Origin of the sequence: Caballeronia sp. LZ019, assembly GCF_031450825.1 — a bacterium.
Taxonomy (GTDB): Bacteria; Pseudomonadota; Gammaproteobacteria; order Burkholderiales; family Burkholderiaceae; genus Caballeronia.
In genome coordinates this window covers 1,796,644-1,820,877 of sequence record NZ_JARTVZ010000005.1, presented here as the reverse complement: position 1 = coordinate 1,820,877, position 24,234 = coordinate 1,796,644, and the positions used below count along the sequence as shown (strand labels likewise).

Here is a 24,234-nt window from a genome sequence, read left to right as displayed (position 1 = left end):
AAAGCTCAGAGCGGCGGCAGCGCCATGTCCCGCGCCGCCTGGTTCTGCTTCACGCGAAAAGCGGCGAGCGCTTCGGCATAACGGGCGTCGGTGACGCTCAGAATCGACACCGCGAACAGCGCCGCGTTCGCCGCGCCCGCCTCGCCGATCGCGAACGTGGCGACAGGCACGCCCTTGGGCATCTGCACGATCGAATGCAGCGAATCGACGCCCTTCAGATACTTGCTCGCCACCGGCACGCCGAGCACCGGCACCGTCGTCTTCGCAGCCAGCATGCCCGGCAGATGCGCCGCGCCGCCCGCACCCGCGATGATCGCCCGCACGCCGCGCTCACGGGCGCGCTCGGCGTAGTCGAACATCTCGTCCGGCATGCGGTGCGCGGACACGACCTTCGCCTCGTACGGCACGCCGAACTCCTGCAGGATCGCGACCGCGTTCTTCATCACGTCCCAGTCGGAACTGGAACCCATCAGCACGCCGACGAGCGGCGCGTCGTGCGCGTGCGCTCCGGTCTGTACTTCACTCATATCGCTACGTTCCTTAGGCGTTTGAGGGAATGCACGCTTACGCGAGCGTCTGCCCCGTCAGGCGTTGCAGCGCTTCCTGATACTTCTCCGATGTCTTCGCGATCACGTCGTCGGGCAGCTTCGGCGCGGGCGGTTCCTTCTTCCACGGCTGGGTTTCGAGCCAGTCGCGCACGAACTGCTTGTCGAAGGACGGCGGATTGGTGCCGACCCGATAGCCATCGGCGGGCCAGAAGCGCGACGAATCCGCGGTCAGCACTTCGTCCATCAGATACAGCTCGCCCTTGTTGTCGAGACCGAACTCGAACTTCGTATCCGCGATGATGATGCCGCGCGTCGCCGCATATTCGGCCGCTTCCTTGTACAACTGGATGGAAATGCGCTTGATCGTCGCCGACAGCTCCGTGCCGATGCGGCGCTCCATGTCATCGTAGGTGATGTTTTCGTCGTGATGGCCCATTTCGGCCTTCGCCGCCGGCGTGAAAATCGGCTCGGGCAGCTTTTCGGCGTTCTGCAGGCCCGGCGGCAGCTCGACGCCGCACACCGCGCCCGTCGCCTGATAGTCCTTCCAGCCGCTGCCCGCAAGATAACCGCGCACGACGGCTTCGACGAGAATCGGTTCGAGGCGCTTCACCACGACCGCGCGGCCCTCGACCTGCTCGACTTCGTCGGGCGTGACGACGCTCGCGGGATCGATGCCCGTGTTGTGATTCGGCACGATGTGACCGAGTTTCTCGAACCAGAAATCGGCCATCTGGTTCAGCACGCGGCCCTTGTTCGGGATCGGCTCGCCCATGACGACATCGAAGGCGGAAAGGCGGTCGGTCGTCACGATGAGGAGCTTGTCCTGACCGACGGCGTAGTTGTCGCGGACCTTGCCACGGCCGAGCAGCGGCAGCGATTTGATCGTGGATTCGTAGAGCGTGGACATCGTCATGTACCGAAGAGGTGCCAAAAATTGAATCGCCGCTTCTCGCATGAAGCGGCGAAAGGGGAAATGCGAACGGGTCCCGTCGCCGGAACCCGTTGATTTTACTTTACAAAGCAGCCGGACTCAGAAGCGTCTCATTTGACGATCTGCGCAAGCTCGCCGGACTTGTACTTCTCGGCGATCTTGTCGAGCGGAATCGGCTTGATCTTGCCGGCCTGACCTTCGCAGCCGAACTGCATGTACCGCTGGCGGCAGATTTCCTTCGCGGCCTCGCGCGCGGGCTTCAGATAGTCGCGCGGATCGAACTTCGACGGATTCTCGAAGAGATAGCGGCGGATCGCACCGGTGATCGCGAGGCGCAGGTCGGTATCGATATTGACCTTGCGCACGCCGTGCTTGATGCCTTCCTGAATCTCCTCGACCGGCACGCCGTACGTTTCCTTCATGTCGCCGCCGAATTCCCGGATCTCGGCGAGCAGTTCCTGCGGCACCGACGACGAACCGTGCATCACGAGGTGCGTATTCGGAATGCGCTGATGAATTTCCTTGATGCGATCGATCGCGAGGATATCGCCCGTGGGCTTTTTCGAGAACTTGTACGCACCGTGCGACGTGCCGATGGCGATCGCGAGGGCATCGCATTGCGTGAGCTTCACGAAGTCGGCGGCCTGCTCGACGTCCGTCAGCAACTGCTCGCGCGTCATCGTGCCTTCGGCGCCGTGGCCGTCTTCCTTGTCGCCCTTCATGGTTTCGAGCGAGCCGAGCACGCCCAGTTCGGCTTCCACCGTCACGCCGATGGAGTGCGAGAATTCGACGACCTTGCGCGAGACATCGACGTTGTAATCGTAAGACGCGACGGTCTTGCCGTCGGCTTCGAGCGAGCCGTCCATCATCACGCTCGTGAAGCCCGAGCGGATCGCGGCCATGCACACGGCGGGCGACTGACCGTGATCCTGATGCATCACGACCGGAATATGCGGATACGACTCGACGGCCGCTTCAATCAGATGCCGCAGAAACGCTTCCCCTGCGTACTTACGGGCGCCAGCCGACGCCTGCATGATCACCGGCGCGTTGACCTCGTTCGCGGCCGCCATGATCGCCTGCACCTGCTCCAGATTGTTCACGTTGAATGCCGGGAGGCCGTAGCCGTGTTCGGCCGCGTGATCCAGCAATTGACGCATTGATACGAGAGGCATTGTGGAACTCCATGATGTGAAACGAAATCCTGGCGCGCACGCTTTCTGCTCTTGCTCCCTTCGGCAGTTTTCGGCCTATGTCTGGCAGACGATGCGTCGTCTTGCGCGCTCTGCAGTACGGTGAAACCGCGCGGCGCTCGGCCGCGCGTCCTGCTGCAATTGCTCGGGCCGCTCAGAAATGGTCGCCGACGCGCACGATCTTCAGCGTGTTCGTGCCGCCCGCCTGCCCCATCGGTTCGCCGACGGTGAGCACGACCATGTCGCCGCGCGCCGCATAGCCCTTCGACACGACCACTTCCAGCGCCTGATTGAGCGCGGTGTCGCGGTCCATGTTGGTGTCGAGATGCAGCGGCGTGACGTTCCGGTACAGCGACATCGTGCGCTCGCTGCCCACGCGCGGCGTCAGCGCGAAGATCGGCACGTGCGACCAGTGGCGCGACATCCACAGCGCGGTCGATCCGGATTCGGTCAGCGCCACGACGGCCTTCGCGCCGAGGTGATACGCCGTGAACAGCGCGCCCATCGCGATGGACTGATCGATGCGCGTGAACGTGCGGTCGAGGAAATCGCGGTCCAGCTGCGACTCTTCGGACTTCTCCGCTTCGACGCACACGGCCGCCATCGTCTCGATGGTCGTGACCGGATACTTGCCCGCGGCCGTTTCGGCGGAGAGCATCACGGCGTCGGTGCCGTCGAGCACGGCGTTCGCCACGTCCGATACTTCCGCGCGCGTCGGCACCGGCGCGTGGATCATCGATTCCATCATTTGCGTGGCGGTGATCACGAGCTTGTTCGACTCGCGCGCCATGCGGATCATGCGCTTTTGCAGCGCCGGCACCGCCGCGTTGCCGACTTCCACCGCGAGATCGCCGCGCGCGACCATGATGCCGTCGGACGCGTCGAGAATGCCCTGCAGCGCCGGAATGGCTTCCGCGCGCTCGATCTTGGCGATCATCTTCGGCTTGATGCCGTAAGGCGCGCCCGCGATGTTCGCGAGTTGCCGCGCCATCTCCATGTCGGTCGCGTTCTTCGGGAAGGACACCGCGACGAAATCCGCGCCGAGCGACATCGCCGTCTTGATGTCCTCCATGTCCTTCTCGGTCAGCGCGGGCGCGGTCAGCCCGCCGCCCTGCCGGTTGATGCCCTTGTTGTTCGACAGTTCGCCGCCGACCTTCACCGTCGTGTGAACCTCTTCGCCGATCACGCGCGTCACGTCGAGCACGATGAGGCCGTCGTTGAGCAGCAATGTGTCGCCCGCGCGCAGGTCGCGTGGCAGGTCCTTGTAGTCGAGACCGACGCGCTCGTTGTTGCCCAGCTCGCAATTCGCATCGAGGACGAACGAGTTGCCCGCGACGAGCATCGTCTTGTTGTTCTCGAACTTGCCGACGCGAATCTTCGGGCCTTGCAGGTCCGCCATGATCGCGACCTCGCGGCCCACCTGACGCGCCGCCTCTCGCACCCATTCGGCGCGCTGGCGATGATCGTCGGCGGTGCCGTGCGAGAAGTTGAAGCGAACGACGTCGAGCCCCGCCTGCATCATCTGAAGCAGGATGTCGGGATTGCTCGATGCCGGACCGATGGTGGCAACGATCTTTGTAGCGCGATGCATGTCTTTCCTCGTCTCTTTAGGGAGGCCCGTGTTTGAGCTGCGAGCACGTTGCGCTAACGGCGACGTGTTGCTCACCGGTTGCGCGCGCGCGCCGGTTCGTGCCGGCGTCGCTTTATCGATGTCTTTTTCGGCCTGCGCGGCCACGCCGCCGATGATGACCACAGGCGGCGCCGGCAGTGCGGCTTCGCTTTCGGTCTGGTCCTGACTTTGGTTCGAGTCGCGGCCCGGGCTTTCGCCGGAAAGCGGCTCGTCCGGCCGAGCCGCCTCCGCGATGACCTGCGCCGCTTCGGCAGCGGCGTCGAGCTCATCGCCCGATGCGCCGCCCACGATCACGTCTCTGACTTCATCTGCTTGCGCGCCGCCGGCTGCTTGCGCGCCCTGCTTGCCTGCTTTCGCCGGATCGTTTCGGGCGGCCAACGCCTCACGCCCCGGCTCGGGACTGAAGCACTTCCACCGCGGGCAGCGTCTTGCCTTCGAGGAATTCGAGGAACGCGCCGCCGCCGGTCGAGATGTAGCTGACCTTGTCGTGAATGTCGTATTTCGCGATCGCCGCGAGCGTGTCGCCGCCGCCCGCGATCGAGAACGCCGACGAATTCGCGATCGCCTGAGCGAGCGTCTTCGTGCCGTTGCCGAACTGGTCGAACTCAAAGACGCCTACGGGTCCGTTCCATACGATGGTGCCGGCCGTGGCCAGTTGCGCGGCGAGCGCGTTGGCGGTGTCCGGGCCGATGTCGAGAATCATGTCGTCGTCGGCGATATCGGCGACGGGCTTCGTCTCCGCCTTCGCGGTCGCGGCGAATTCCTTCGCGGTCACGACATCGCTCGGAATCGGCACGGAAGCGCCGCGCGTGCGCGCCTGATCGATGATTTCCTTCGCCTCGCCGACGAGATCCGCTTCCGCCAGCGACTTGCCGATCTTCAGACCCGACGCGAGCATGAACGTATTGGCGATCCCGCCGCCGACGATCAACTGGTCCACCTTCTCCGCCAGCGACTTGAGGATGGTCAGCTTGGTCGACACCTTCGATCCGGCGACGATTGCCACGAGCGGGCGCTTCGGATTGCCGAGCGCCTTGCCGAGCGCATCCAGTTCGGCGGCGAGCAGCGGCCCCGCGCACGCGACGCCCGCGTACTTCGCGATGCCGTGCGTGGTCGCTTCGGCGCGATGCGCGGTGCCGAACGCGTCGTTCACATAGATGTCGCAGAGCTTCGCGAGCTTTTGCGCGAGGCCGTCGTCGTTCTTCTTCTCGCCTTTGTTGCAGCGGCAGTTTTCGAGCAGCACGACATTGCCCGGCTGGACGTCAACGCCATCGACCCAATCAGCGACGAGCGGAACATCCCGGCCGAGCAGTTCGGACAGACGCTTCGCGACCGGCGCGAGCGAATCTTCCGGCTTGAACTGGCCTTCGGTCGGGCGGCCCAGGTGAGAGGTGACCATCACGGCGGCGCCCGCTTCGAGCGCGGCCTTGATGGCCGGGACGGAGGCGCGCACGCGCGTGTCTTCGGTGATGTTGCCGGCGTCGTCCTGCGGCACGTTGAGGTCCGCGCGGATGAACACACGCTTGCCAGAGACTTTGCCTTCGGCGATCAGATCGGTGAAACGCAGTACTTTCGTCATGGGAGTCAACGTTAGTCAGAAAAGCGGTTCGGGCGAAGAAGCGGCGCCATGCGGCTGCTTCGAGGATGTTCGGCGGGAGGCTGGGAAGTCGAGCCCCGCGCGTGGATCAATCCGGGGGCGAAGGCCGCGCAAGTGAGACGAGCGCGCGGCTGAAGTGCGGGGGGAAGAAGTTGGAGGCCGGGTGGCTTCGCGTTGCGCGACGTCTGCACGGACGCACGGCTGCGGCGATCCTGCCGGAGGCGGCGAGTTGCACAACCGTTGCGCGGTGACTGCCGGACTCACTTTCGACCTCGCTCTGCGACAGGAAAGACCGTCATTTTAACTGAATGCCCCGTCTGCTCTAGCGTGCAATGCTTGATGATGCGTATTTGGGGCATCCGTCGCGGCCTGGAGGCAGGCATAGGCGGCTTACGCGACGAGCCTCAGCAGCGTGAAGGCGGCCATGCCGACGGCGATCGTGCCCATCATGCCGCGCCGCCACAAGTAATACGCGAGCGCGGCGAGCGCGGCCCACATCGCGTGATTCGACAGCGCGACGGACAGGCCGGCAGGCGTTTCGAGCACGTCCGGCACGACGACCGCCGCGAGCGCCGCCGCCGGCGCATAGCGCAGCACCCGCTGAACGCGCGGCGGCAGCACGGTGCGTTCGCCGCCGATCAGAAAGAACGCGCGCGTCACGGCGGTGACGAGACCCATGCCGAGGATCGCGAGCCAGGTTTGGAGCGGCGTCATCGCGCGGGCCTCATGGTGTCGGAATCGTCGTCGGGGGCGGGCGGCGCTTCGGCGTCGGACGCTGGCAAGGCCGCCGCCTGCGACCGGTCCGCGATGACATCGGCAAGCGTGCCAGCCAGGAGCGCGGCGAGCACTGCGAGCGGCAGGCTCAGGCGAAACGGCAGATCGAACGCAAGCAGCGCGACGACACTCGCGACGGCCACGGCGGCGAGCGTCGAGCGCGTCGCGATGGCCGAGACGATCAGCGGAATCAGCGCGAGCGTGCCCGCCAGTTCCAGGCCCCAGTTCGCCGGGATCAGGCTCGCGAGCAGGATGCCCGCCACCGACGAAACCTGCCACCAGAACCAGCAGACCAGCGCGAGTCCCCAGAAAAATGCTTCCTTGCCGTCCCGGTCGGCCGGCGCGAAGTTCCGCTTCGCAAACATCAGATAGATGATGTCGCCGTTGAAGTAGCCGATCAGCACGCGGCGCCACATCGGCAGATGGGAGAAATGCGGCGCAAGTCCAGCGCTGAAGATCACGAAGCGCAGATTCACCATCGCGGCCGTCAGCAGCACGGTCCAGAGCGGCAGCTTCGCGGCGAAGAGCGGCAGCGCCGCGAGCTGCGACGATCCTGCATAGACCGCGAACGACATGCCGAGCGCCTGCGCAAGCGTGAGCGCCGACTTGCTCATCGCGACGCCGGTGACGAGACCCCACGAGAACGTCGCGAGAATGGCGGGAGAGAAGGTGCAGACACCTTCGAGGAATGCGCGGCGATTCGTGTCGGACAGCCGGTCGAGCATGGACGGATGCGAGGCCAATTTATTGCGATGCCGATGCGCGCTGATGCAGTGCGGGAAGCCGCCCGATGCGGCTGCAGCAAGAAGCACGCGGAAAACGTAAAGCTGGATGAAGCGACCCACCGCCCGTCCCAATGAACCGCGCGACGATTCGCCGGAAGAAGCGAAAAGATCGAAGCCGCCATTCACGTTCGCGGTGAAAGGCAAAGTATAGCGGCGCGAAAGGCGCTTTTAGCTCGGTCCAATTGTCAAAAGACGCTAAAATGGCGGTCTTTCACCGCCTTTGCGCCGTGCTTGGCGTTGCATGCGCCTGCGGATAAAGCGGCAGGTAATCGGCGGACACGGTTTCATCGAAATCACTGAACGAGACAGCTAGGAGAAGCGTATGTCAATGGCCGACCGCGACGGCAAGATCTGGATGGATGGCAAGCTGATCGACTGGCGAGACGCCAACATCCACGTTCTGACCCACACGCTGCACTACGGCATGGGCGTGTTCGAAGGCGTGCGCGCATACAAGACCGCCAGTGGCACGGCCATCTTCCGCCTGAAGGAGCACACCAAGCGTCTGCTCAATTCGGCGAAGATCTTCCAGATGGACGTCCCGTTCGATCACGCCACGCTCGAAGCCGCGCAACTCGAAGTCGTGCGCGAGAACAAGCTGGAGTCGTGTTACATCCGCCCGATCATCTGGGTCGGCTCCGAGAAGCTGGGCGTATCCGCGAAGGGCAACACCATCCATGTGGCGATCGCCGCGTGGCCGTGGGGCGCGTACCTCGGCGAAGACGGCCTGGCCAAGGGCATCCGCGTGAAGACGTCCTCGTTCACGCGCCATCACGTGAACGTGTCGATGGTCCGCGCGAAGGCGTCGGGCTGGTACGTGAACTCCATTCTCGCCAATCAGGAAGCCGTGACCGACGGCTACGACGAAGCGCTGCTGCTCGACGTCAACGGCTACGTGTCCGAAGGCTCCGGTGAGAACTTCTTCCTCGTGAACAACGGCAAGCTATACACGCCGGACCTGTCGTCGTGCCTCGACGGCATCACGCGCGACACGGTCCTCACGCTGGCGCGCGACTTCGGCATCCCGGTGATCGAGAAACGCATCACGCGCGACGAGGTCTATACCTGCGACGAAGCCTTCTTCACCGGCACCGCCGCCGAAGTCACACCGATCCGCGAGCTCGACAACCGCACCATCGGCTCGGGCAAGCGCGGTCCCATCACGGAGAAGCTGCAAAGCGCGTTCTTCGACGTGGTCGGCGGCAAGAACGAGCAGTACGCGAGCTGGCTCGCAAAAGTCTGATGCAGCGGCGGGCCCGCGCGGCCCGCTTGCCGAGAAGCAACGAACGACATTGAGAAACGAGTCGATGAGGAGTGCAATGAGCGACCTGAAGGAAATGCCGCTGGTGGAATTGTCGGCGAAGGACATCCCCGCGTTCTGTCCGAATCCGAAGATGCAACGCTGGAGCACGCATCCGCGCGTGTTCCTGGACGTGTCCCACGGCGAGGCGCGCTGCCCGTATTGCGGCACGCGCTACAAGCTGAAGGACGGCGAAGTCCTCAAGGGCCATTGACCGGTCGCTGATTCGCGCCGTCCGATGCGCGCGTGTCCGCCTGGCCGGCACGCGCGCGTTCGCGTTTGCGTTCACCTTTGTCTTCGCGTTCGGCCGCTTGATACCGGCCACCCCACATACCAACAAGACTGATGCGTCCCGCCGCACGACGGCGCAGAGGCGCGAATATTTTGAGATCGGATAACGAAAGATGCGCCGTGCGCTGGTTATAGCACCGAACTGGATCGGTGACGCATTGATGGCGCAGCCGCTCTTTACGCTTTTGAGGAAGCTGCATCCGCGTATCGCGATCGATGCCGTCGCGCCCTCGTGGGTCGCGCCCGTGCTCGAGCGCATGCCGGAAATCAACGATGTGTACGCCACCGACCTCGCCCACGGCAAGCTGCAGTTGCTGCGCCGATGGCAGCTCGCGAGCGATTTGCGCGACGTCGGCTACGACGCTGCCTACGTCCTGCCGAATTCGATGAAATCCGCGCTGCTGCCGTGGATGGCGGGCATTCGGCTGCGCATCGGCTACAAGGGCGAGAGCCGCTATGGACTCTTGAACGTCCGCCACGCGAATCCGCCGAAGACCGATCGTCCGCCGATGACCGCGCACTACGCCGCGCTCGCCTACGCGCCGGGCGCGAAGCTGCCGTTCGTCAACAAGTTCGCGCAGGCCCGCGACGCGCAGGCGAGCGACGCGCAGCTACTGCCCGTGCCGCGCCTCGAAGCAGACCCGAACGAAGCCGTGCGCGTCTCGGCGCGCTTCAATCTCGACACCCGCGCGCCGCTCGTCGTGTTCTGTCCCGGCGCCGAATATGGTCCTGCAAAGCGCTGGCCGCCGGAACATTTCGCGTCGCTGGCGCAGTTCGTCGCGCAGTCGTTTCCGTACGCGCGCATCGTCGCATTGGGATCGAACAAGGACTCGGTGGTCGCGCAGGCCATCGCGGAGCGCGCGCAGAACGTGCGCAATCTGTGCGGGCAGACATCGCTCGGGGAAGCATGTGCACTGATCGCGCGAGCGAGCGCGGTCGTGACCAACGACTCGGGGCTGATGCACGTCGCGGCGGCGCTGAAGCGTCCGCTGGTCGCGGTTTACGGCTCGACCGATCCGCGCCATACGCCGCCCTTGTCCGACCTCGCAAAGGTACAATGGCTTCATCTTAGTTGCAGTCCGTGCTTTGCCCGCGAGTGTCCGCTCGGCCATCTGAACTGCCTTCGCGAACTGTCCGCGGAGCAGGTCTTCGCCGATTTGCGCGGCATGCTGCTCGCGCATCGCTAACGCGCCGCGCCCGGCGCTTCACATTGCATCGCCGCGTTGCAGGCACGGACACGCGAATGTCTCCGAGCGGAGGCATGCCTTGAACCACGATAGAGACCCACGCGCCATGCCACGTTTCGCCCGCCTGTTCGAAGCCGCCGCCGACACGCTCAACGCCTACTATCAGGCCGTCGCGGACAACAGCATCGATGCCGTGATGTCGCTCTGGATCGACGAGGAATTCGCCACGTGCATCTGCGCGGACGGCACGCATCTGCACGGTCTCGAAAGCATCCGCGCGGGCCTCGGCAAGCAGCTCGAAGCGCAACCCGTCACCATCGAGCCGCTGGATATCCGCGTGTACGACAGTCTCGGCACCGTCGTGTATGCCATTGCGGAAGCGCATCAGCCGGCGGGCACGGCCGCGCCGCAGATGATCTTCACGACCTACGTGATGGTCCACGAGCGCGGCGAATGGCGCATCGCGCACATCCATGCGAGCGAAATGCCGATGGAAACGGCCGGCCAGTTCGCGGCGAAGCTGCGCCACGGCCAAGGGCCGCTGCACTGAAACACGAAGTATCGAAGCAGGCGTTTGCGGGAGAAGACCATGAAGCGCGATCCGTTGTTGCAACACGATTCGTCGTTCGTGGATCGTGCGCCTTCCGTGACGGCGAAGGTCGTCGATCCCATCGAGGCACTGCTGTACAGCGCGCCGCGCTGGCTGCCGACGGCTCATGCGCAGACCATCGTTCCGGCGCTCTTCGGCCGCAAGCCCTCGGTCGGCTATCGGCGCGAACGATGGGACACGCCCGACGGCGACTTCATCGATCTCGACTGGCTCGCGCACGAATCGGGCGACGTTGCGGACACCGCCCCGCTCTTCGTGCTTTTCCACGGCCTCGAAGGCAGTTCCGATTCCCACTACGCCCGCTCGATGATGGCCGCCGCTAAAGCGCGAGGCTGGCATGGCGTCGTGCCTCACTTTCGCAGTTGCAGCGGGCCGCTCAATTTGCTGCCGCGCTTCTATCATCTCGCGGACAGCGCCGAAGTCGACTGGATACTGCGCCGGTTGCGCGAGCGGCACGCGGGGTCGATCGTCGCGGCGGGCGTCTCGCTCGGCGGCAATGTCCTCCTGCGCTGGCTATGCGAGCGCGGCACGGATGCATCGGTCATCAGCGCCGCCGCCGCGATCTCCGCGCCGCTCGATGTTCACGCCGGCGGCCACGCGATCTCGCAAGGCTTCGGCATGGTGTACACGCGCAGCTTCCTGAAATCGCTGAAGAAGAAGGCGCTCGCGAAACTCGCGCAACATCCCGGCCTCTACGATCGCCACGCCGTGCTCGCCGCCCGCACGCTCTACGAGTTCGATAACGTCGTGACCGCGCCGCTGCACGGCTTTCGCGATACCAACCACTACTGGTCGAGTGCGACGACGCGCGCGCATCTGAAGCACATCGAAGTGCCGGCGCTCGTGCTGAATGCGCGCAACGATCCGTTCCTGCCCGAGTGGGCGCTGCCGTCGCAGGCGGAAGTCCCGGCATGCGTGACGCTCGATCAGCCGAACCACGGCGGGCACGTCGGCTTCATGACGGGACCGTTTCCGGGACGCATCGACTGGCTCTCTCAGCGCGTGTTCGGGTATCTCGAGCACTTCCTTCCTCGCGGATGAATCATGGATGAAATCGTCAAGCAGGCGCTCGCGAAATGGCCCAACGTTCCGCATTGCACGGGCTGGCTCATGCTCGACAGGCGCGGCCAGTGGCGCATGCGCGACGAGGCGGCGCAGGCCGCTGGCGCGCTCGGCGACGTGATCCGGCACGAGGCGCTGATCGGCTTCATCAATCGCAATTACGAGCGCGACGACGCCGGCCAGTGGTTCTTTCAGAACGGGCCGCAGCGCGTGTATGTGGAGCTGGCTTACACGCCGTGGATCGCCCGGCTTGGGCTTGCGGATGACGCCCTGTGCATGACCGATCACACCGGCGCGCCGTTCAGACCGGCGCACGCATGGCTCGACGACGAAGGCGGCGTGCTCTTTTCAGACGATGCATCGCCGGCCCGCATCGCCGCGCTGCACGATCACGATCTCGACCTGTTCGCGAGCCACGCATCCGTCGATGAGTCCGCGCACGGCGGCGTCTTCCATTGGCGCGATGATGTCGACTTGTCCTTGCAGCGCATCGCGCGCGCGGACCTCGAGAAGCGCTTCGGCTTTGTCGCGAGCCCGGCCGCGCACGCGGCGTCGGAACGCTGAAGCGTCAGCTCTTCTGATCCTGATCGCGCTCTTCCTTGTAGCGCGTCTCGAAGTCGCGCAGACGCGCGGCGATTGTGGACAAATCGTAGAAGCTCGCGCTTTTCACGTCGCGCGCTTCCTTCAACTGGCGGATCGCGGAAGGCCACGCGCCGTCGAGCGCGAACTTCTCGGCCATCGCTTCGTGCTGGCGCAACGGATCGTTGAGGCCCGCGCTCGCCTGCGCGAGATACAGCCACCAGTCGGCGCGTGCGGGCTCGGCGCGCGTCTGTCGGCGGGCAAGCGTCTGCGCATCCGCATAGCGATGCGCGCCGATCAGCGACTGCAGGTGAATATCGATGGCCGCGTGGGAGTCGGGCCAGCGCGCTTGCGCGATATCCGCGAGGCGGATGGCGTCTCCGAAGCGGCCCGCGCGGCGTGCGATATCCGCCGCGAGCACGTCGAGACTCGGGGTGCTGCGGGCGGGTTGCGGCGATGCCTGTGCGGTGACGCGGACGGGCGGGAGCGTCGTGTTGCTGGTCGGCGATGACGGCGTATCGGCTGCGGTTGCGTTGAGCGCGCCGAAGGCACTGCTGCTGAAAAGCGTATTTGGCGATGCCGCAGGCCGCGACGATTCTGCCCGCGATGCGACCTCACCGTGGAGCGAGCGGCCGGCGTTGTCGGTGTCCGTCGAACTCGTGGTCCGCTGCGCGCGAGCCTGAACGACACTCGCGCCGCCTGTACCCGGGCTACTCGTCGCTTGCCCGGCGGATGCCGCTCGCGCGCCAGCGATGCTCGAAGTCTGCAACGTTGCGTCGCCCGAGCCGTTCGCGACCGGCTGCGCGTGCTGCGGATTGCGCCGGTCGCGGCCGGCCTCCACTACGACCGCCGCCTCGCTTGCCTGCTCGCCTTCGAACAGCCGCCGCGCTTTCGCGAGCGCGTCGTTCGCGGCGTCGTAATCGCTCGTCAGCGCGCGCGCGAGCGCAATGCCGTACCAGTTGGCGGCGGGATTGACGGCTGTCTGGTCGTCGATTTCGGTCTTCAGGCGACTCGCCACTTCCCGATAATCGCTTGCGTAGCTGACCTGCAGCACGCGGGCGCGGGCGCGCACGAACGCATATTCCGCCGACTGCCGCGGCTGCCGATACGGCACGCGGCGCGCGCGATCTTCCATGTCGGCGATGCGCTCGATGGTCAGCGGATGCGTTCGCGCGTAGGCCGGCACGCCGTTATCGGCCATCGACGCGCGGTCGAGCCGCCCGAAGAACGCTGTCATCGCGTAGGGATCGTAGCCGGCTGCCGCGAGCATCTGGAAACCGACGCGATCCGCCTCGTGCTCGGCGGCGCGCGAAAAGCGCAATTGATTGTCGACGGCGAATGCCTGCCCGCCCATCGCGATGCCCATGCCGAGATCGCCGCTGCGCGTCATCACTCCGGCCAGCAGGCCGGCGAGCATTGCGGCAAGTGCCGCATAGCTGCTCTTCTCCTGCGTCCCGAGCATGCGCGCGATGTGGCGCTGGAGCACGTGCCCCATCTCATGCCCGACGACCGACGCCAGTTCGGATTCCGTCTGCGTCGCCGAAAGCAGGCCCGTATTTACGCCGATGAAACCGCCTGGCATCGAGAACGCGTTGATCTGCGGATCGCGGACGGCGAACAGTTCGAAGTCCGGCCGATAGCCGCCGAGATATTGCGTGGCCGCGGCGGTGGACAGCCTGGACGCGATGGAATCGAGGTAATCGCGCATCAGCCAGTCGTCGAGGTAGTCCGGATCGGTGCGGACTTCGCGCATCATCCGCTCGCCGACACGGCGCTCGGCTTGCGGTGAGAGGGTGCCGCCCGAGCCGTCGCCGAGGTCCGGAAGCTGCACGGACGAAAGCGGCGCGCGAAGCGTGGCCATCGCGCCGGGCCGGTTGGCGAAGCGGCTTTCCGCGCCGCCGTAGACGCCGAAGACGCCGTCGGCGACCTGTCCTGTGTTGGCTGCGGCATCTTCTCGCGGCTGCCCGGCGTTCGCGCTGACGGCCGACGACGCCCCCTGCGCGAACGCGACGGGCGGCACGGCCTGACTCAGGCACAACGCTAGGATGAGCGCGCGGCTCGGACGATTCGGATGCATGACCGGCTGAAGGACGGGAACACGCTTATCGTATCAAGTGTGCCGTGACCGGCGAGCCGCCGATTGCGGCGAAAACGGGCCGGATCACGCTGGTATGATAGGCGCCCGCTCAAAGGAGGACGCGATGTCCGGACTCACACATTTCGATGCCGCCGGCGAGGCGCACATGGTCGATGTCGGCGACAAGCGCGAGACGCGGCGCATTGCGGTGGCGCGCGGCTCGATCGCGATGCTCGACGGCACGCTCGCGCTGATCCGCGAAGGCCGCGCGAAGAAAGGCGACGTGCTCGGCGTGGCGCGCATCGCGGCGATACAGGGTGCGAAGCGCACCGCCGATCTGATTCCGCTGTGTCATCCGCTCGCGCTCACGCGCGTCGCGGTCGATTTTTCGATCGATGAGAGCTTGCCGGGCGTTCATTGCGAAGTGCGGGTGGAGACCGTCGGACGCACGGGCGTGGAGATGGAAGCGCTCACCGCCGTGCAAGTCGGGCTGCTGACGATCTACGACATGTGCAAGGCGGTGGATCGCGGGATGACCATCACCAACGTGAAGGTCATGGAGAAGCATGGGGGGAAGTCGGGGGATTGGGTGGCGGAGGGTTAGCCCGCGTTATTCCTCCCCCTCATCCTCTTCCTCCTGAACCCCACCCGCCGGCTCACCATACAACTTCACCAGTTCCGCCTTGAACGAAGCCAGCGGCGCGCCGATCTCATCAATCGAGCGATACACCGCCTCCAGTTGCGTCGGCCAGTCCTTGAGCTGCGTCGCGAAGATCTTGAGGCGCGCCATCGTATCGAGCGCCTCTTTATGCTGCCCGGCCAGCGCCTGCAGCACCGCATAGCGCCGCAGCACCGTCTCGCCCGGCAAAAGCGCGATGGCCTGCCGATGCGCCGCCAGCTTCGCGTCGATGTTCTGCGCGTTCATCGGCAGCAGCGTCGCCGCGCCGTATTCGCCCCACGCGCCGAACAGGAACGACGGATCCGCGCGATACTGCTCCGCAGGCCGCGTGCCGTAATAGAGCACCTCGGCGCGGTGATAGTCCAGCATCGTCGGAACCAGCGCAATGAGGCCGCCCCCGACCAGCGTCACATACACGCCGTACGACAGCGGGCGCGCGACGAGCCGCAAGGGCCGCGTTTCCAGCAGGCCGATGACGAGCATCGCCGGCATCAGAAAGAACATGTACTGCTGCGGATACTCGACGAGCGCGTGCATCAACAGCACGCCCAGCAGCGAAAGACCGAAAATCCGCGCCGGCGTGTGCGGCGCACGGAGCACGCGAATCAGCCACAGGACGATGCCGGCGACCAGCACGCCCACGCCCAGCAGCCCCGTTTTCGCGAGCAAATCGATGAAAATGTCGTGCGCGTTGTTTGCAATCTCGACGCCGCCGAGATCACGCACCATGTCGAACTGATAGCGCGGAAATTCGCCCCAGCCGACGCCGAGCAGCGGATGCGTCTTGAACATCGTCCAGCCGTACTTCCACAGCGCGAGGCGCGGCGCAATCTGGTTCGCGTCCTGCATGCGTTCCGCCGCCGATTGCGCCAGATCGAGCTGGAATCGCACGTTGGCCCAGCGCACGCCTGCATTCACCGCGAGGAACAGCACGCCGAGCGCGATCGGAATGATCCATGCCCGCAGGTCGCGTCGATTGCGGCGCGCCGGGGCATCGAGATCGTCGGCTGCGGCCGCGCGGCCCTGCGCGAACGCCATCCACAATCCCGCGACGACGATCACCGCCGTTTGCAGCCAGGGCCCGCGCGACACCGTCAGCGCCAGCCCGAACGAAAACACCGCCGACACCGCGAGCCACACCGCGACCGGCATCCTTCGCGTCTGCACGAAGTACAGCGCGCCGGCCAGCGCGAACGCGATCACCGTCGCGAGGTGATTCGCCTGCGCCATGTTGCCGAACATGCGCCGCTCGGTCATGACGTTGTACGCAACGACCAGAGGCGCGAACTTCACCTCGGCATGGAACATCTGCACGGTCTGACAGAAGACCGCGAATAGCCCGCCGACGATCAGCGCCGCCGCGCCGACGCGCAACGCCCGCTCCGACAATCCCGCCCGCGCCAGTCCGAAGCCCGTATGCACCGCGACGAACGACGCCAGCAGATACGCGCCGCCAAGCCAGTTCATCGACGGCTGCGCGACGGGCAGCAACACCGTCTGCCCGACCAGCACGAGACCGAACAGCAGCGGCATCAGCGCGACGACCGGCGACGCGAACGGCACGCGCGGCTCCGACACGGCCACGAGCACCGCGACCGTCGCGCCCAGCGCAAGATAAAGGGCGAGCGCGCTGTACTCGGCGTAGAAGGTCGGGATCGGATACGTATGGCTGACGACGCCGAACGGAAACGTCAGCGCGGCACAAAGAACGGCGAAAGAAAGGTAGCGCGCGTACGAGGTGATTTGCGAAGGCATGAGGGGCTGGGAACGTCGGGAACCGGCGCACTATACAAAACTTTGCCGCCCCTGTGCGCCGCGCGCCTGGAAATGCCACGAAATCACCCGCTTTCGCACGAAGTCGCTGCCCGGCGCGGCGGCGCAGTATCGCGTGCCGCCGCGCGTTCCGTCCGGCTCGCTCGAAGCGTCAAGCGCGGCACTCGGGCGGCGCGAGCTTGCCCTGCAGCGTCGGCGCGTCAACAGGCGACGGCCCCGCGCCCGGCGCCGGCAGCGACGACGCCGCCTTGCCGCCCGCGAAACACTCCCACGTGATCGTGCCCGCCTGCACCGTGCCTCGCGCGAGTGCGACGCGCGCCGTCGGTGTCTCGGCGTTATCGGGCGCCGACGGCACGAGCACCAGCGTGTTGGACCCCGCCGGCGCGACGCGCGTCGTATAGGCGATGGTGATCTGCCCCGTGTTGCTGTCGACGTGAATCGACTCCACGTTGCGCGTCGCGGGCGGCGATGCATGGCCGCTCGCGAGATCCGCGCCGCTCGCCGCGTTCTCCGCCACCGCGAGACGCGCCGATGCGGCGAGCGACATGCCCTCGCCCACGCGGCTGCGCGCCAGATAGTCCTGATACGCGGGGATCGCGTAAGCCGCGACGACGCCAACGATCGCCAGCACTATCATCAACTCGATCAGCGTGAAACCGTGCGCCGACGATGTCGCCCGCCTGAGCCACTCACCCCATCCGCGCCGCTCGCGCGGGCTTTCCACGTTCAAAGCCATGCTCGTCATTGCTGCTCCCAAAAAGACAGAAAGCGCCGGCTGCGTGTGCAAGCCGGACGCTTTCATCCTATTGAGGCAGTGGGGATGGCGACAGTCGGCCATTCGGCCAACGTTGGGCGCTCAGGTATCGGCAGCGACCCCTTTGCCCTGCGCCAGCGTCCGGCGCTTCATCAGCCAGCCCGCCGCGATGACGATGAACGCGCCGCCGAGCCGCGCCGCATAGCCGGCCGCATCCGTGTTCAATGCGGGCCAGCGGTCGATGAACGGATCGTCGATGATCAGCCCGCCCGCGATCCACCCGAGCAGCCCCGCGCCCAGCAACACGACGACCGGGAAGCGGTCCAGCAGCTTGAGCACCAGCGTGCTGCCCCACACGATGAGCGGAATGCTCACCACGAGCCCAAAGATCACGAGCGTCAGCCGATGTTGCGGATCGGCGGCCTCGGCAGCGCCGGCAATCGCGATCACGTTGTCGAGGCTCATCACGGCATCCGCGACGATGATCGTCTTCACCGCCGCCCAGAGCTTGTCGGATGAGCTGATGCGATGATCGTCGTGGCCCGGCTGCATCAGCTTGATGCCGATCCACAGCAACAGCAGTCCACCGACGAACTTGAGAAACGGCACGTCGAGCAGAATCACCGCGAATGCAATCAACGCGACGCGCAAAAGAATTGCGCCGAGCGTGCCGAGCACGATGCCCCGCTTGCGCTGGGTGACGGGCAGGTCGCGGCACGCGAGCGCAATGACAACGGCGTTATCGCCACCGAGAAGAATATCGATGACGATGATCTGAACGACAGCGCCCCAATGGAGCGTGGAAAAGAATTCGAGCATGGCAGGGGAAAACCGTGACCGAAATAAAAAAGCGGGGAAGCCGACGCTCCCCCGCTTTTACTCCGGCTATGACGAAAGGATTCAGTAAGAGTACCAAACCCTGACGGCTTTTGCCGACGTTCCCTTAGATCACCGACTTCAGCAGACGACCCATCTCCGACGGGTTCTTCGTGACCTTGATGCCGCACGCGTCCATGATTTCGAGCTTGGCGTCCGCCGTGTCCGCACCGCCCGAGATCAGCGCGCCTGCATGGCCCATGCGCTTGCCCGGGGGCGCCGTCACGCCCGCGATGAAGCCGACGACCGGCTTCTTCATGTTGTCCTTGATCCAGTGCGCGGCGTTGGCTTCGTCCGGACCGCCGATCTCACCGATCATGATGACGGCGTCCGTTTCGGGATCGTCGTTGAACATCTTCATCACGTCGATGTGCTTCAGGCCGTTGATCGGATCGCCGCCGATACCCACCGCCGACGACTGGCCGAGGCCCAGCGCCGTCAGTTGGCCGACCGCTTCATACGTGAGCGTGCCCGAACGCGACACGACGCCAATGCGGCCCTTCTTGTGGATGTGACCCGGCATGATGCCGATCTTCAGCTCGTCCGGCGTGATCGTGCCGGGGCAGTTCGGTCCGAGCAGCAGCGTCTTGCGGTTCTCGCGGCGCATGCGGTCCTTGATTTCGAGCATGTCGCGGACCGGAATGCCTTCCGTGATGCAGATGGCGAGATCGAGATCGGCTTCGACCGCTTCCCAGATCGCCGCTGCAGCGCCCGCGGGCGGCACGTAGATCACGGAAACCGTTGCGCCGGTTTCGGCCTTCGCTTCCTTGACGGATGCGTAGATGGGGATGCCTTCGAAGTCTTCGCCGGCGCGCTTCGGGTTCACGCCCGCGACGAACGCTTCGCGGCCGTTCGCGTATTCGCGGCAAGCGCGCGTGTGGAACTGGCCGGTCTTGCCGGTGATGCCCTGCGTGATGACCTTCGTGTCTTTGTTGATCAGAATCGACATGTAGTGACCTCTGTTCGTTTGGCGTCGCTCAGGCTCGCGCCCCGCGCCGCCATTCGTATCTGGTGGAACGCTCTCTTAGGCAGGCACGCGGATGCGCTTACTTGCCTTCGGCTGCAGCGACGACCTTCTGCGCAGCTTCTTCCATGCTGTCGGCCGAGATGATCGGCAGACCCGAGTCCGCCAGCATCTTCTTGCCGAGGTCTTCGTTCGTGCCCTTCATGCGCACGACGAGCGGCACCTTCAGGTCCACCGCCTTCGACGCCGCGATCACGCCTTCCGCGATCACATCGCAACGCATGATGCCGCCGAAGATATTGACGAGAATCGCCTTCAGGTTCGGGTTCTTCAGCATCAGCTTGAAGGCTTCCGTGACCTTCTCCGTCGTCGCACCGCCGCCGACGTCCAGGAAGTTCGCCGGCTCGCCGCCGAAGAGCTTGATGGTGTCCATCGTCGCCATCGCGAGGCCTGCGCCGTTCACGAGACAGCCGATATTGCCGTCGAGCGAGATGTACGCGAGGTCGAACTTCGATGCTTCGACTTCAGCCGGGTCTTCTTCGTCCAGATCGCGATAAGCGACGATTTCCGGATGACGGAACAGCGCGTTCGAATCGAAGTTGAACTTGGCGTCGAGCGCGATGACCTTGCCGTCGCCCGTCACGATCAGCGGGTTGATTTCCGCGAGCGATGCGTCGGTTTCGAAGAACGCCTTGTAGAGACCCTGCAGGATCGCGCGCGCTTGCGGGATCGATGCGTCGGGAATGCCGATCTTGCGTGCGAGGTCATCGGCGTCTGCATCCTGCAGGCCCGTCGACGGCTCGACGGCGAACTTGTGCAGCAGTTCCGGCGTCTTTTCCGCGACTTCTTCAATGTCCATGCCGCCTTCGCTCGACGCCATCACGACGATCTTCTGCGAAACGCGATCCAGCACGAGGCCGACGTACAGTTCCTTCTTGATGTCCGCGCCTTCTTCGATCAGCAGGCGGTTCACCTTCTGGCCTTCGGGGCCGGTCTGGTGCGTGACGAGCTGCATGCCGAGGATCTGGTTCGCGTACTCGCGGACCTGCTCGATCGACTTCGCGACCTTCACGCCGCCGCCCTTACCACGGCCGCCGGCATGGATCTGCGCCTTGACGACCCAGACCGGGCCGCCCAGCTCTTCCGCGGCCTTGACCGCATCGTCCACCGAGAACACGGGTGTGCCGCGCGGGACCGCGACGCCGAACTTCCGCAGGATTTCCTTACCCTGGTACTCGTGAATCTTCATGCGTGATTCCTTCAGTCTGAGAGTTGGAGTGAACTTCGATTTCGAATTGCCTGAATCGCAATTGCTTGGCTTTCTTGTTTGATTACCGGCCGCTCTACTTGGGGATGACGAGCGCGCTACGTCTTCGGATTTTCCTGTTCCGCGACGGTTGTCTTGTCGCGGCGCGACGGCTCGTAGCCGAACCACTGCGGATAGTATTCGCGCACGGCCGCGCCGTCGAAGCGCAGCGCGTGGCAGCCGCCGAGTTCGAACGGCGGCCGATCGGGAAGCGCGCCGGCGGCACCTTCCGGGGCCAAGGGGTCGGACATGTCGTCGGACCAGACATCGCCGAAGAACGCCTGCATGGCCGCGGTCGGCAAGACGGCGCACAACTCGGTGAGATGCGTGCAGCCGGCCGCGCCGCGCAAGCGGGCGCGGACGTCGCGACGGAAGTTGCGCAGCAGATTGAGCCCGATGAGCGAGCGATAGGCAGAATTGGATTCGGCACAGAGAAGGGCATACGGCGCCCAGTCGGACGACGCTTCGGCGTCGACGATAGTGAGCTTGCGGTCGATGGTGATGCGCAGCCAGAGTTCATGGATCGGCAGGCCTTTCGGCCGGACGCCCGCCGCGAGCAGAAAGTCGCGGGGCTTCTCATCGGTTAGGCAGGCTTCGATATCCCAGAGGCCGTCTTCCCGCTCGAACGCTTCCAGCCGAATCGCGCGACGATGGCGCAACTGTCGGGAAACGGGCGGAGAAAGAGGCATGGGGCAGAAGCCGGAACGGGAAAACCGTTGAATTTTAGCATAGCGAGTATTTCCGTCCGTGGATGGACTGACGAATCGCTGCGGGCCGTTTTGCGGCCTTCCGCGCACGCCGTCGCCCTGTCAGTCGTCGATGAATTCGTCGGCACAGTCTTCGTCGCCGCCTTTCAGGATTTTGCCGATGGTGCTGCCCGAAAAGCCGCGCGCCGCGAGAAACCGCGCCTGCTTCGCACGCTCGGCGGGCGTTTCCGGCAAGCCGCCGTACTTCTTCTCCCACACGGCCTGAGCGCGCGCGGTTTCGGTCAGCGCGAGCTTTCCCGCTGTTTCGCCGATGAGCGCATCCCCGACCGCATGCCGCTTCAGTTCATTGAGAATGCGGCTGCCGCCCATGCGCGCCGCCCGCCGATGCACCACGCTTTCGACGAAGCGCTCGTTGGAGAGCCAGCCGTCGCGTTCGAGGCTGTCGAGCAGCGTTTCGAGCGAATCGGCTTCTTCGACATACGGCTGCAGCTTGCGCGATAGTTCCGCGCGGCTGTACTCGCGACGCGAGAGGTAGCCCAGCGCGCGGCCTTTCAGGGAGCGCTGAGGCTGTCGCGGATTGTTCGCTGCAGGCACTTTGCGCTGGCGTTCGCTCGACCGGCTGTAGACGGTGTCGGCCTGCAGCTCCGGTACGCATTGTTCGAAAGCCTCAGCATCTTCAAACGCGCCGTCGCTCGCGGAGCGCGGCTGTTGCCGTGGATTGCGAGCGCCGCTCCGCCTGGTTCGACGGCGCATTGGACGGTCGGCTTCGGGCGCGCTCGACGGCGCGCATTGCTCGAACGGCTCCAAGGGGTCGGCGTCTTCGAAGGGGTCGTCGAAGTGAGCGGTGCTTACGGTTGCCGGCTGTATGGGGGGCGCTGCGCTGACTGCCTGTGCAGTGGCTTGTTGCAACAGCAAGCGGGCTTGCTCGAGCCGCGCCGCACGATCGAGCTGGAGGGACGGTGCCGCAGCGCATTCTTCTTGATCGCCGGACGCCGATGGCGCGTTCAGCCCGCGACGGTCGTCACGCTCAGTCACGCCAGCGCGTGAAACCGCCACGCCCTTGTCCGCCGCTTCAAAAACGCGACGCGCCGGCGTGAATGACTTCGCGCCGGCGCGTGCTTTCCTGCCTGAGGCGAAACCGCCGCCTCTCGACGATGCACCCCGCTCGCTGCTTCGTTCATAGCGATCGGCGGCATCGGCGCTGTCCTCCGGCTGATCGACACCGGGCGCGGCGTAAGGAGAGCGACCGCTCTTCAGATCACCGCTCGCTTCATCGTTCTCGCGAGAGCGATTCGAACGTCCCGCGCGACTCCGCCCGGCTTCAGCGTTGTCCGCCTTCGATCCGAACCGGCGCTTGAGCATCGGCGGCAGGTCGGACGATTATTCGTCGTCCGACACGGGTGCGCCCGTGGCGACGGCATCAGCCAACGCAGCCACGCCGAGCGATTCGCGGATCCTGTTTTCGATCTCGCGCGCAATGTCAGGATTCTCGCGCAGGAATTCGCGCGCATTGTCCTTGCCCTGACCGATGCGATCGCCCTTGTAGCTGTACCAGGCGCCCGCCTTGTCGACCAGCTTGGCCTGCACGCCCAAGTCGATGATTTCACCCTGACGCGAAATGCCTTCGCCGTACAAGATGTCGAAGATGGCTTCGCGGAACGGCGGCGACACCTTGTTCTTTACGACCTTTACGCGCGTTTCATTACCGATGACTTCGTCGTTCTTCTTGATGGAACCGATGCGGCGAATATCCAGGCGCACCGAGGAATAGAACTTCAGCGCGTTACCGCCCGTGGTCGTTTCGGGGTTGCCGAACATCACGCCGATCTTCATGCGGATCTGGTTGATGAAGATCACGAGGCAGTTCGTGCGCTTGATGGTGCCGGTGAGCTTGCGCAACGCCTGCGACATCAGACGCGCTTGCAGGCCGGGCAGCGAGTCGCCCATTTCGCCTTCGATTTCCGCCTTCGGCACGAGCGCCGCGACCGAGTCGATGACGATCATGTCGATGGAGCCCGAGCGCACGAGCGCATCCGCGATTTCCAGCGCCTGCTCGCCCGTGTCCGGCTGCGAAATCAGCAGTTCCGGAATGTTCACGCCGAGCTTTTGAGCGTATTGCACGTCGAGCGCGTGTTCGGCGTCGATGAACGCAGCCGTGCCGCCGATCTTCTGCATCTCGGCGATCACCTGCAGCGTGAGCGTGGTCTTGCCCGACGATTCCGGACCGTAGATTTCCACGACGCGGCCGCGCGGCAAGCCGCCGACGCCGAGCGCGATGTCAAGTCCGAGCGAGCCTGTGGAGACCACCTGAATGTCTTCGACCGCCTCACCTGCGCCGAGCCGCATGATCGACCCTTTGCCGAATTGCTTTTCGATCTGCGACAGCGCGGCGGCCAGCGCCTTGCTCTTTTCCGCAGTCATTCCAGCCGGGCCTTTCTTGCTTTCTTCCATGAATCGTCCTTTGCTATGATGAACGGCGTCTGAGACGCGTGCGCGCAGGCTTGTAGCCGGCTTTGTAGCGGTAGCACCGGCACTTCGCCCCGCTTTTGCACTAACGCAGACACTGTATAAAAAAACAGTAGTTTTTGCAAGCCCGATCGTTGCGGCGTGG

General features: G+C 65.0%; 23 protein-coding genes. 7 read left to right on the top strand and 16 right to left on the bottom strand.

Annotated features, from left to right (window positions below; all coding sequences use genetic code 11):
• Nucleotides 1-5: 5 nt before the first annotated feature.
• The 7 genes from purE to P9255_RS21950 all read right to left on the bottom strand — a co-directional run bounded on the left by purE (nucleotide 6) and on the right by P9255_RS21950 (nucleotide 7,398).
• On the bottom strand, nucleotides 6-527 hold the full coding sequence (gene purE / locus P9255_RS21980) for a 5-(carboxyamino)imidazole ribonucleotide mutase (RefSeq protein ID WP_309763230.1): 522 nt from the start codon (nucleotides 525-527) through the stop codon (nucleotides 6-8).
• Nucleotides 528-564: 37 nt separating this feature from the next.
• Nucleotides 565-1,455 carry a phosphoribosylaminoimidazolesuccinocarboxamide synthase gene (locus P9255_RS21975; RefSeq protein ID WP_309763231.1) on the bottom strand — a complete coding sequence of 297 codons (891 nt, stop codon included), beginning with the start codon at nucleotides 1,453-1,455 and terminating at the stop codon, nucleotides 565-567.
• Between the two features lie 134 nt (nucleotides 1,456-1,589).
• Nucleotides 1,590-2,654: a class II fructose-bisphosphate aldolase gene (fba, locus tag P9255_RS21970; RefSeq protein ID WP_309763232.1), complete on the bottom strand. Its 1,065-nt coding sequence runs from the start codon at nucleotides 2,652-2,654 to the stop codon at nucleotides 1,590-1,592.
• Nucleotides 2,655-2,826: 172 nt separating this feature from the next.
• Nucleotides 2,827-4,263 (bottom strand): pyruvate kinase, encoded by a 1,437-nt coding sequence (gene pyk, locus P9255_RS21965; RefSeq protein WP_309765340.1) that lies wholly within the window; start codon nucleotides 4,261-4,263, stop codon nucleotides 2,827-2,829.
• A 421-nt stretch (nucleotides 4,264-4,684) separates the two neighbouring features.
• On the bottom strand, nucleotides 4,685-5,881 hold the full coding sequence (locus P9255_RS21960) for a phosphoglycerate kinase (RefSeq protein ID WP_309763233.1): 1,197 nt from the start codon (nucleotides 5,879-5,881) through the stop codon (nucleotides 4,685-4,687).
• Between the two features lie 408 nt (nucleotides 5,882-6,289).
• The gene (locus P9255_RS21955; protein ID WP_309763234.1) at nucleotides 6,290-6,613 is read right to left on the bottom strand and encodes an AzlD domain-containing protein; all 324 of its coding nucleotides are present in this window, start codon (nucleotides 6,611-6,613) and stop codon (nucleotides 6,290-6,292) included.
• A complete protein-coding gene (locus tag P9255_RS21950) occupies nucleotides 6,610-7,398 on the bottom strand; it encodes an AzlC family ABC transporter permease (protein WP_309765341.1) in 789 nt (262 codons plus the stop codon). The genes P9255_RS21955 and P9255_RS21950 overlap by 4 nt, the downstream gene beginning before the upstream one ends.
• Before the next feature lie 382 nt (nucleotides 7,399-7,780).
• Between P9255_RS21950 and P9255_RS21945 the strand changes: the two genes are divergently transcribed.
• From P9255_RS21945 to P9255_RS21920, 6 genes are all read left to right on the top strand, one after another.
• A complete protein-coding gene (locus P9255_RS21945; protein ID WP_309790433.1) occupies nucleotides 7,781-8,701 on the top strand; it encodes a branched-chain amino acid transaminase in 921 nt (306 codons plus the stop codon).
• A 76-nt stretch (nucleotides 8,702-8,777) separates the two neighbouring features.
• Complete coding sequence (locus P9255_RS21940) at nucleotides 8,778-8,972, top strand: zinc-finger domain-containing protein (protein WP_309763236.1); 195 nt, start codon at nucleotides 8,778-8,780, stop codon at nucleotides 8,970-8,972.
• Between the two features lie 190 nt (nucleotides 8,973-9,162).
• Complete coding sequence (gene waaF, locus P9255_RS21935; protein ID WP_309790432.1) at nucleotides 9,163-10,236, top strand: lipopolysaccharide heptosyltransferase II; 1,074 nt, start codon at nucleotides 9,163-9,165, stop codon at nucleotides 10,234-10,236.
• Nucleotides 10,237-10,342: 106 nt separating this feature from the next.
• Nucleotides 10,343-10,786, top strand: coding sequence for a nuclear transport factor 2 family protein (locus tag P9255_RS21930; RefSeq protein WP_309790431.1), 444 nt, complete (start codon nucleotides 10,343-10,345; stop codon nucleotides 10,784-10,786).
• Between the two features lie 39 nt (nucleotides 10,787-10,825).
• On the top strand, nucleotides 10,826-11,887 hold the full coding sequence (locus tag P9255_RS21925; protein WP_309790430.1) for a hydrolase: 1,062 nt from the start codon (nucleotides 10,826-10,828) through the stop codon (nucleotides 11,885-11,887).
• Between the two features lie 3 nt (nucleotides 11,888-11,890).
• Nucleotides 11,891-12,472 (top strand): DUF2946 family protein, encoded by a 582-nt coding sequence (locus P9255_RS21920; protein ID WP_309763240.1) that lies wholly within the window; start codon nucleotides 11,891-11,893, stop codon nucleotides 12,470-12,472.
• A 4-nt stretch (nucleotides 12,473-12,476) separates the two neighbouring features.
• Here P9255_RS21920 and P9255_RS21915 read toward each other — a convergent pair whose 3' ends face one another.
• Nucleotides 12,477-14,564 carry a M48 family metalloprotease gene (locus tag P9255_RS21915; protein WP_309763241.1) on the bottom strand — a complete coding sequence of 696 codons (2,088 nt, stop codon included), beginning with the start codon at nucleotides 14,562-14,564 and terminating at the stop codon, nucleotides 12,477-12,479.
• 124 nt (nucleotides 14,565-14,688) lie between these two features.
• Between P9255_RS21915 and moaC the strand changes: the two genes are divergently transcribed.
• Entirely contained in the window at nucleotides 14,689-15,168 is a 480-nt protein-coding gene (moaC, locus tag P9255_RS21910) for a cyclic pyranopterin monophosphate synthase MoaC (RefSeq protein ID WP_309763242.1), read from the top strand.
• Nucleotides 15,169-15,174: 6 nt separating this feature from the next.
• On the opposite strand, the gene P9255_RS21905 is transcribed toward moaC, so the two are convergent.
• The 8 genes from P9255_RS21905 to recA form a co-directional block, all read right to left on the bottom strand.
• Complete coding sequence (locus P9255_RS21905; RefSeq protein WP_309763243.1) at nucleotides 15,175-16,998, bottom strand: Wzy polymerase domain-containing protein; 1,824 nt, start codon at nucleotides 16,996-16,998, stop codon at nucleotides 15,175-15,177.
• A 169-nt stretch (nucleotides 16,999-17,167) separates the two neighbouring features.
• Nucleotides 17,168-17,761 carry a pilin gene (locus P9255_RS21900; RefSeq protein WP_309763244.1) on the bottom strand — a complete coding sequence of 198 codons (594 nt, stop codon included), beginning with the start codon at nucleotides 17,759-17,761 and terminating at the stop codon, nucleotides 17,168-17,170.
• A gap of 111 nt (nucleotides 17,762-17,872) precedes the next feature.
• Entirely contained in the window at nucleotides 17,873-18,589 is a 717-nt protein-coding gene (locus tag P9255_RS21895; RefSeq protein WP_309763245.1) for a TerC family protein, read from the bottom strand.
• 124 nt (nucleotides 18,590-18,713) lie between these two features.
• The gene (sucD, locus tag P9255_RS21890) at nucleotides 18,714-19,595 is read right to left on the bottom strand and encodes a succinate--CoA ligase subunit alpha (protein WP_309763246.1); all 882 of its coding nucleotides are present in this window, start codon (nucleotides 19,593-19,595) and stop codon (nucleotides 18,714-18,716) included.
• A 97-nt stretch (nucleotides 19,596-19,692) separates the two neighbouring features.
• Nucleotides 19,693-20,874, bottom strand: coding sequence for an ADP-forming succinate--CoA ligase subunit beta (gene sucC, locus P9255_RS21885; RefSeq protein WP_309765342.1), 1,182 nt, complete (start codon nucleotides 20,872-20,874; stop codon nucleotides 19,693-19,695).
• A 101-nt stretch (nucleotides 20,875-20,975) separates the two neighbouring features.
• Nucleotides 20,976-21,605, bottom strand: coding sequence for a DUF2889 domain-containing protein (locus P9255_RS21880; RefSeq protein WP_309765343.1), 630 nt, complete (start codon nucleotides 21,603-21,605; stop codon nucleotides 20,976-20,978).
• 120 nt (nucleotides 21,606-21,725) lie between these two features.
• Nucleotides 21,726-22,217, bottom strand: coding sequence for a recombination regulator RecX (gene recX, locus P9255_RS27335; RefSeq protein ID WP_404980386.1), 492 nt, complete (start codon nucleotides 22,215-22,217; stop codon nucleotides 21,726-21,728).
• Between the two features lie 786 nt (nucleotides 22,218-23,003).
• A complete protein-coding gene (gene recA / locus P9255_RS21870; RefSeq protein ID WP_309763247.1) occupies nucleotides 23,004-24,074 on the bottom strand; it encodes a recombinase RecA in 1,071 nt (356 codons plus the stop codon).
• Nucleotides 24,075-24,234 lie beyond the last annotated feature (160 nt).

Coding starts and splice junctions, on each gene's coding strand:
- P9255_RS21895 (WP_309763245.1), bottom strand. CDS start 18,589: ATGCTCGAATTCTTTTCCACGCTCCATTGGGGCGCTGTCGTTCAGATC.
- waaF (WP_309790432.1), top strand. CDS start 9,163: ATGCGCCGTGCGCTGGTTATAGCACCGAACTGGATCGGTGACGCATTG.
- P9255_RS21900 (WP_309763244.1), bottom strand. CDS start 17,761: ATGACGAGCATGGCTTTGAACGTGGAAAGCCCGCGCGAGCGGCGCGGA.
- P9255_RS21975 (WP_309763231.1), bottom strand. CDS start 1,455: ATGTCCACGCTCTACGAATCCACGATCAAATCGCTGCCGCTGCTCGGC.
- purE (WP_309763230.1), bottom strand. CDS start 527: ATGAGTGAAGTACAGACCGGAGCGCACGCGCACGACGCGCCGCTCGTC.
- P9255_RS21915 (WP_309763241.1), bottom strand. CDS start 14,564: ATGCATCCGAATCGTCCGAGCCGCGCGCTCATCCTAGCGTTGTGCCTG.
- P9255_RS21920 (WP_309763240.1), top strand. CDS start 11,891: ATGGATGAAATCGTCAAGCAGGCGCTCGCGAAATGGCCCAACGTTCCG.
- moaC (WP_309763242.1), top strand. CDS start 14,689: ATGTCCGGACTCACACATTTCGATGCCGCCGGCGAGGCGCACATGGTC.
- P9255_RS21955 (WP_309763234.1), bottom strand. CDS start 6,613: ATGACGCCGCTCCAAACCTGGCTCGCGATCCTCGGCATGGGTCTCGTC.
- fba (WP_309763232.1), bottom strand. CDS start 2,654: ATGCCTCTCGTATCAATGCGTCAATTGCTGGATCACGCGGCCGAACAC.
- recA (WP_309763247.1), bottom strand. CDS start 24,074: ATGGAAGAAAGCAAGAAAGGCCCGGCTGGAATGACTGCGGAAAAGAGC.
- P9255_RS21925 (WP_309790430.1), top strand. CDS start 10,826: ATGAAGCGCGATCCGTTGTTGCAACACGATTCGTCGTTCGTGGATCGT.
- P9255_RS21945 (WP_309790433.1), top strand. CDS start 7,781: ATGTCAATGGCCGACCGCGACGGCAAGATCTGGATGGATGGCAAGCTG.
- P9255_RS21930 (WP_309790431.1), top strand. CDS start 10,343: ATGCCACGTTTCGCCCGCCTGTTCGAAGCCGCCGCCGACACGCTCAAC.
- P9255_RS21960 (WP_309763233.1), bottom strand. CDS start 5,881: ATGACGAAAGTACTGCGTTTCACCGATCTGATCGCCGAAGGCAAAGTC.
- P9255_RS21950 (WP_309765341.1), bottom strand. CDS start 7,398: ATGCTCGACCGGCTGTCCGACACGAATCGCCGCGCATTCCTCGAAGGT.
- pyk (WP_309765340.1), bottom strand. CDS start 4,263: ATGCATCGCGCTACAAAGATCGTTGCCACCATCGGTCCGGCATCGAGC.
- P9255_RS21940 (WP_309763236.1), top strand. CDS start 8,778: ATGAGCGACCTGAAGGAAATGCCGCTGGTGGAATTGTCGGCGAAGGAC.
- P9255_RS21905 (WP_309763243.1), bottom strand. CDS start 16,998: ATGCCTTCGCAAATCACCTCGTACGCGCGCTACCTTTCTTTCGCCGTT.
- sucD (WP_309763246.1), bottom strand. CDS start 19,595: ATGTCGATTCTGATCAACAAAGACACGAAGGTCATCACGCAGGGCATC.
- P9255_RS21880 (WP_309765343.1), bottom strand. CDS start 21,605: ATGCCTCTTTCTCCGCCCGTTTCCCGACAGTTGCGCCATCGTCGCGCG.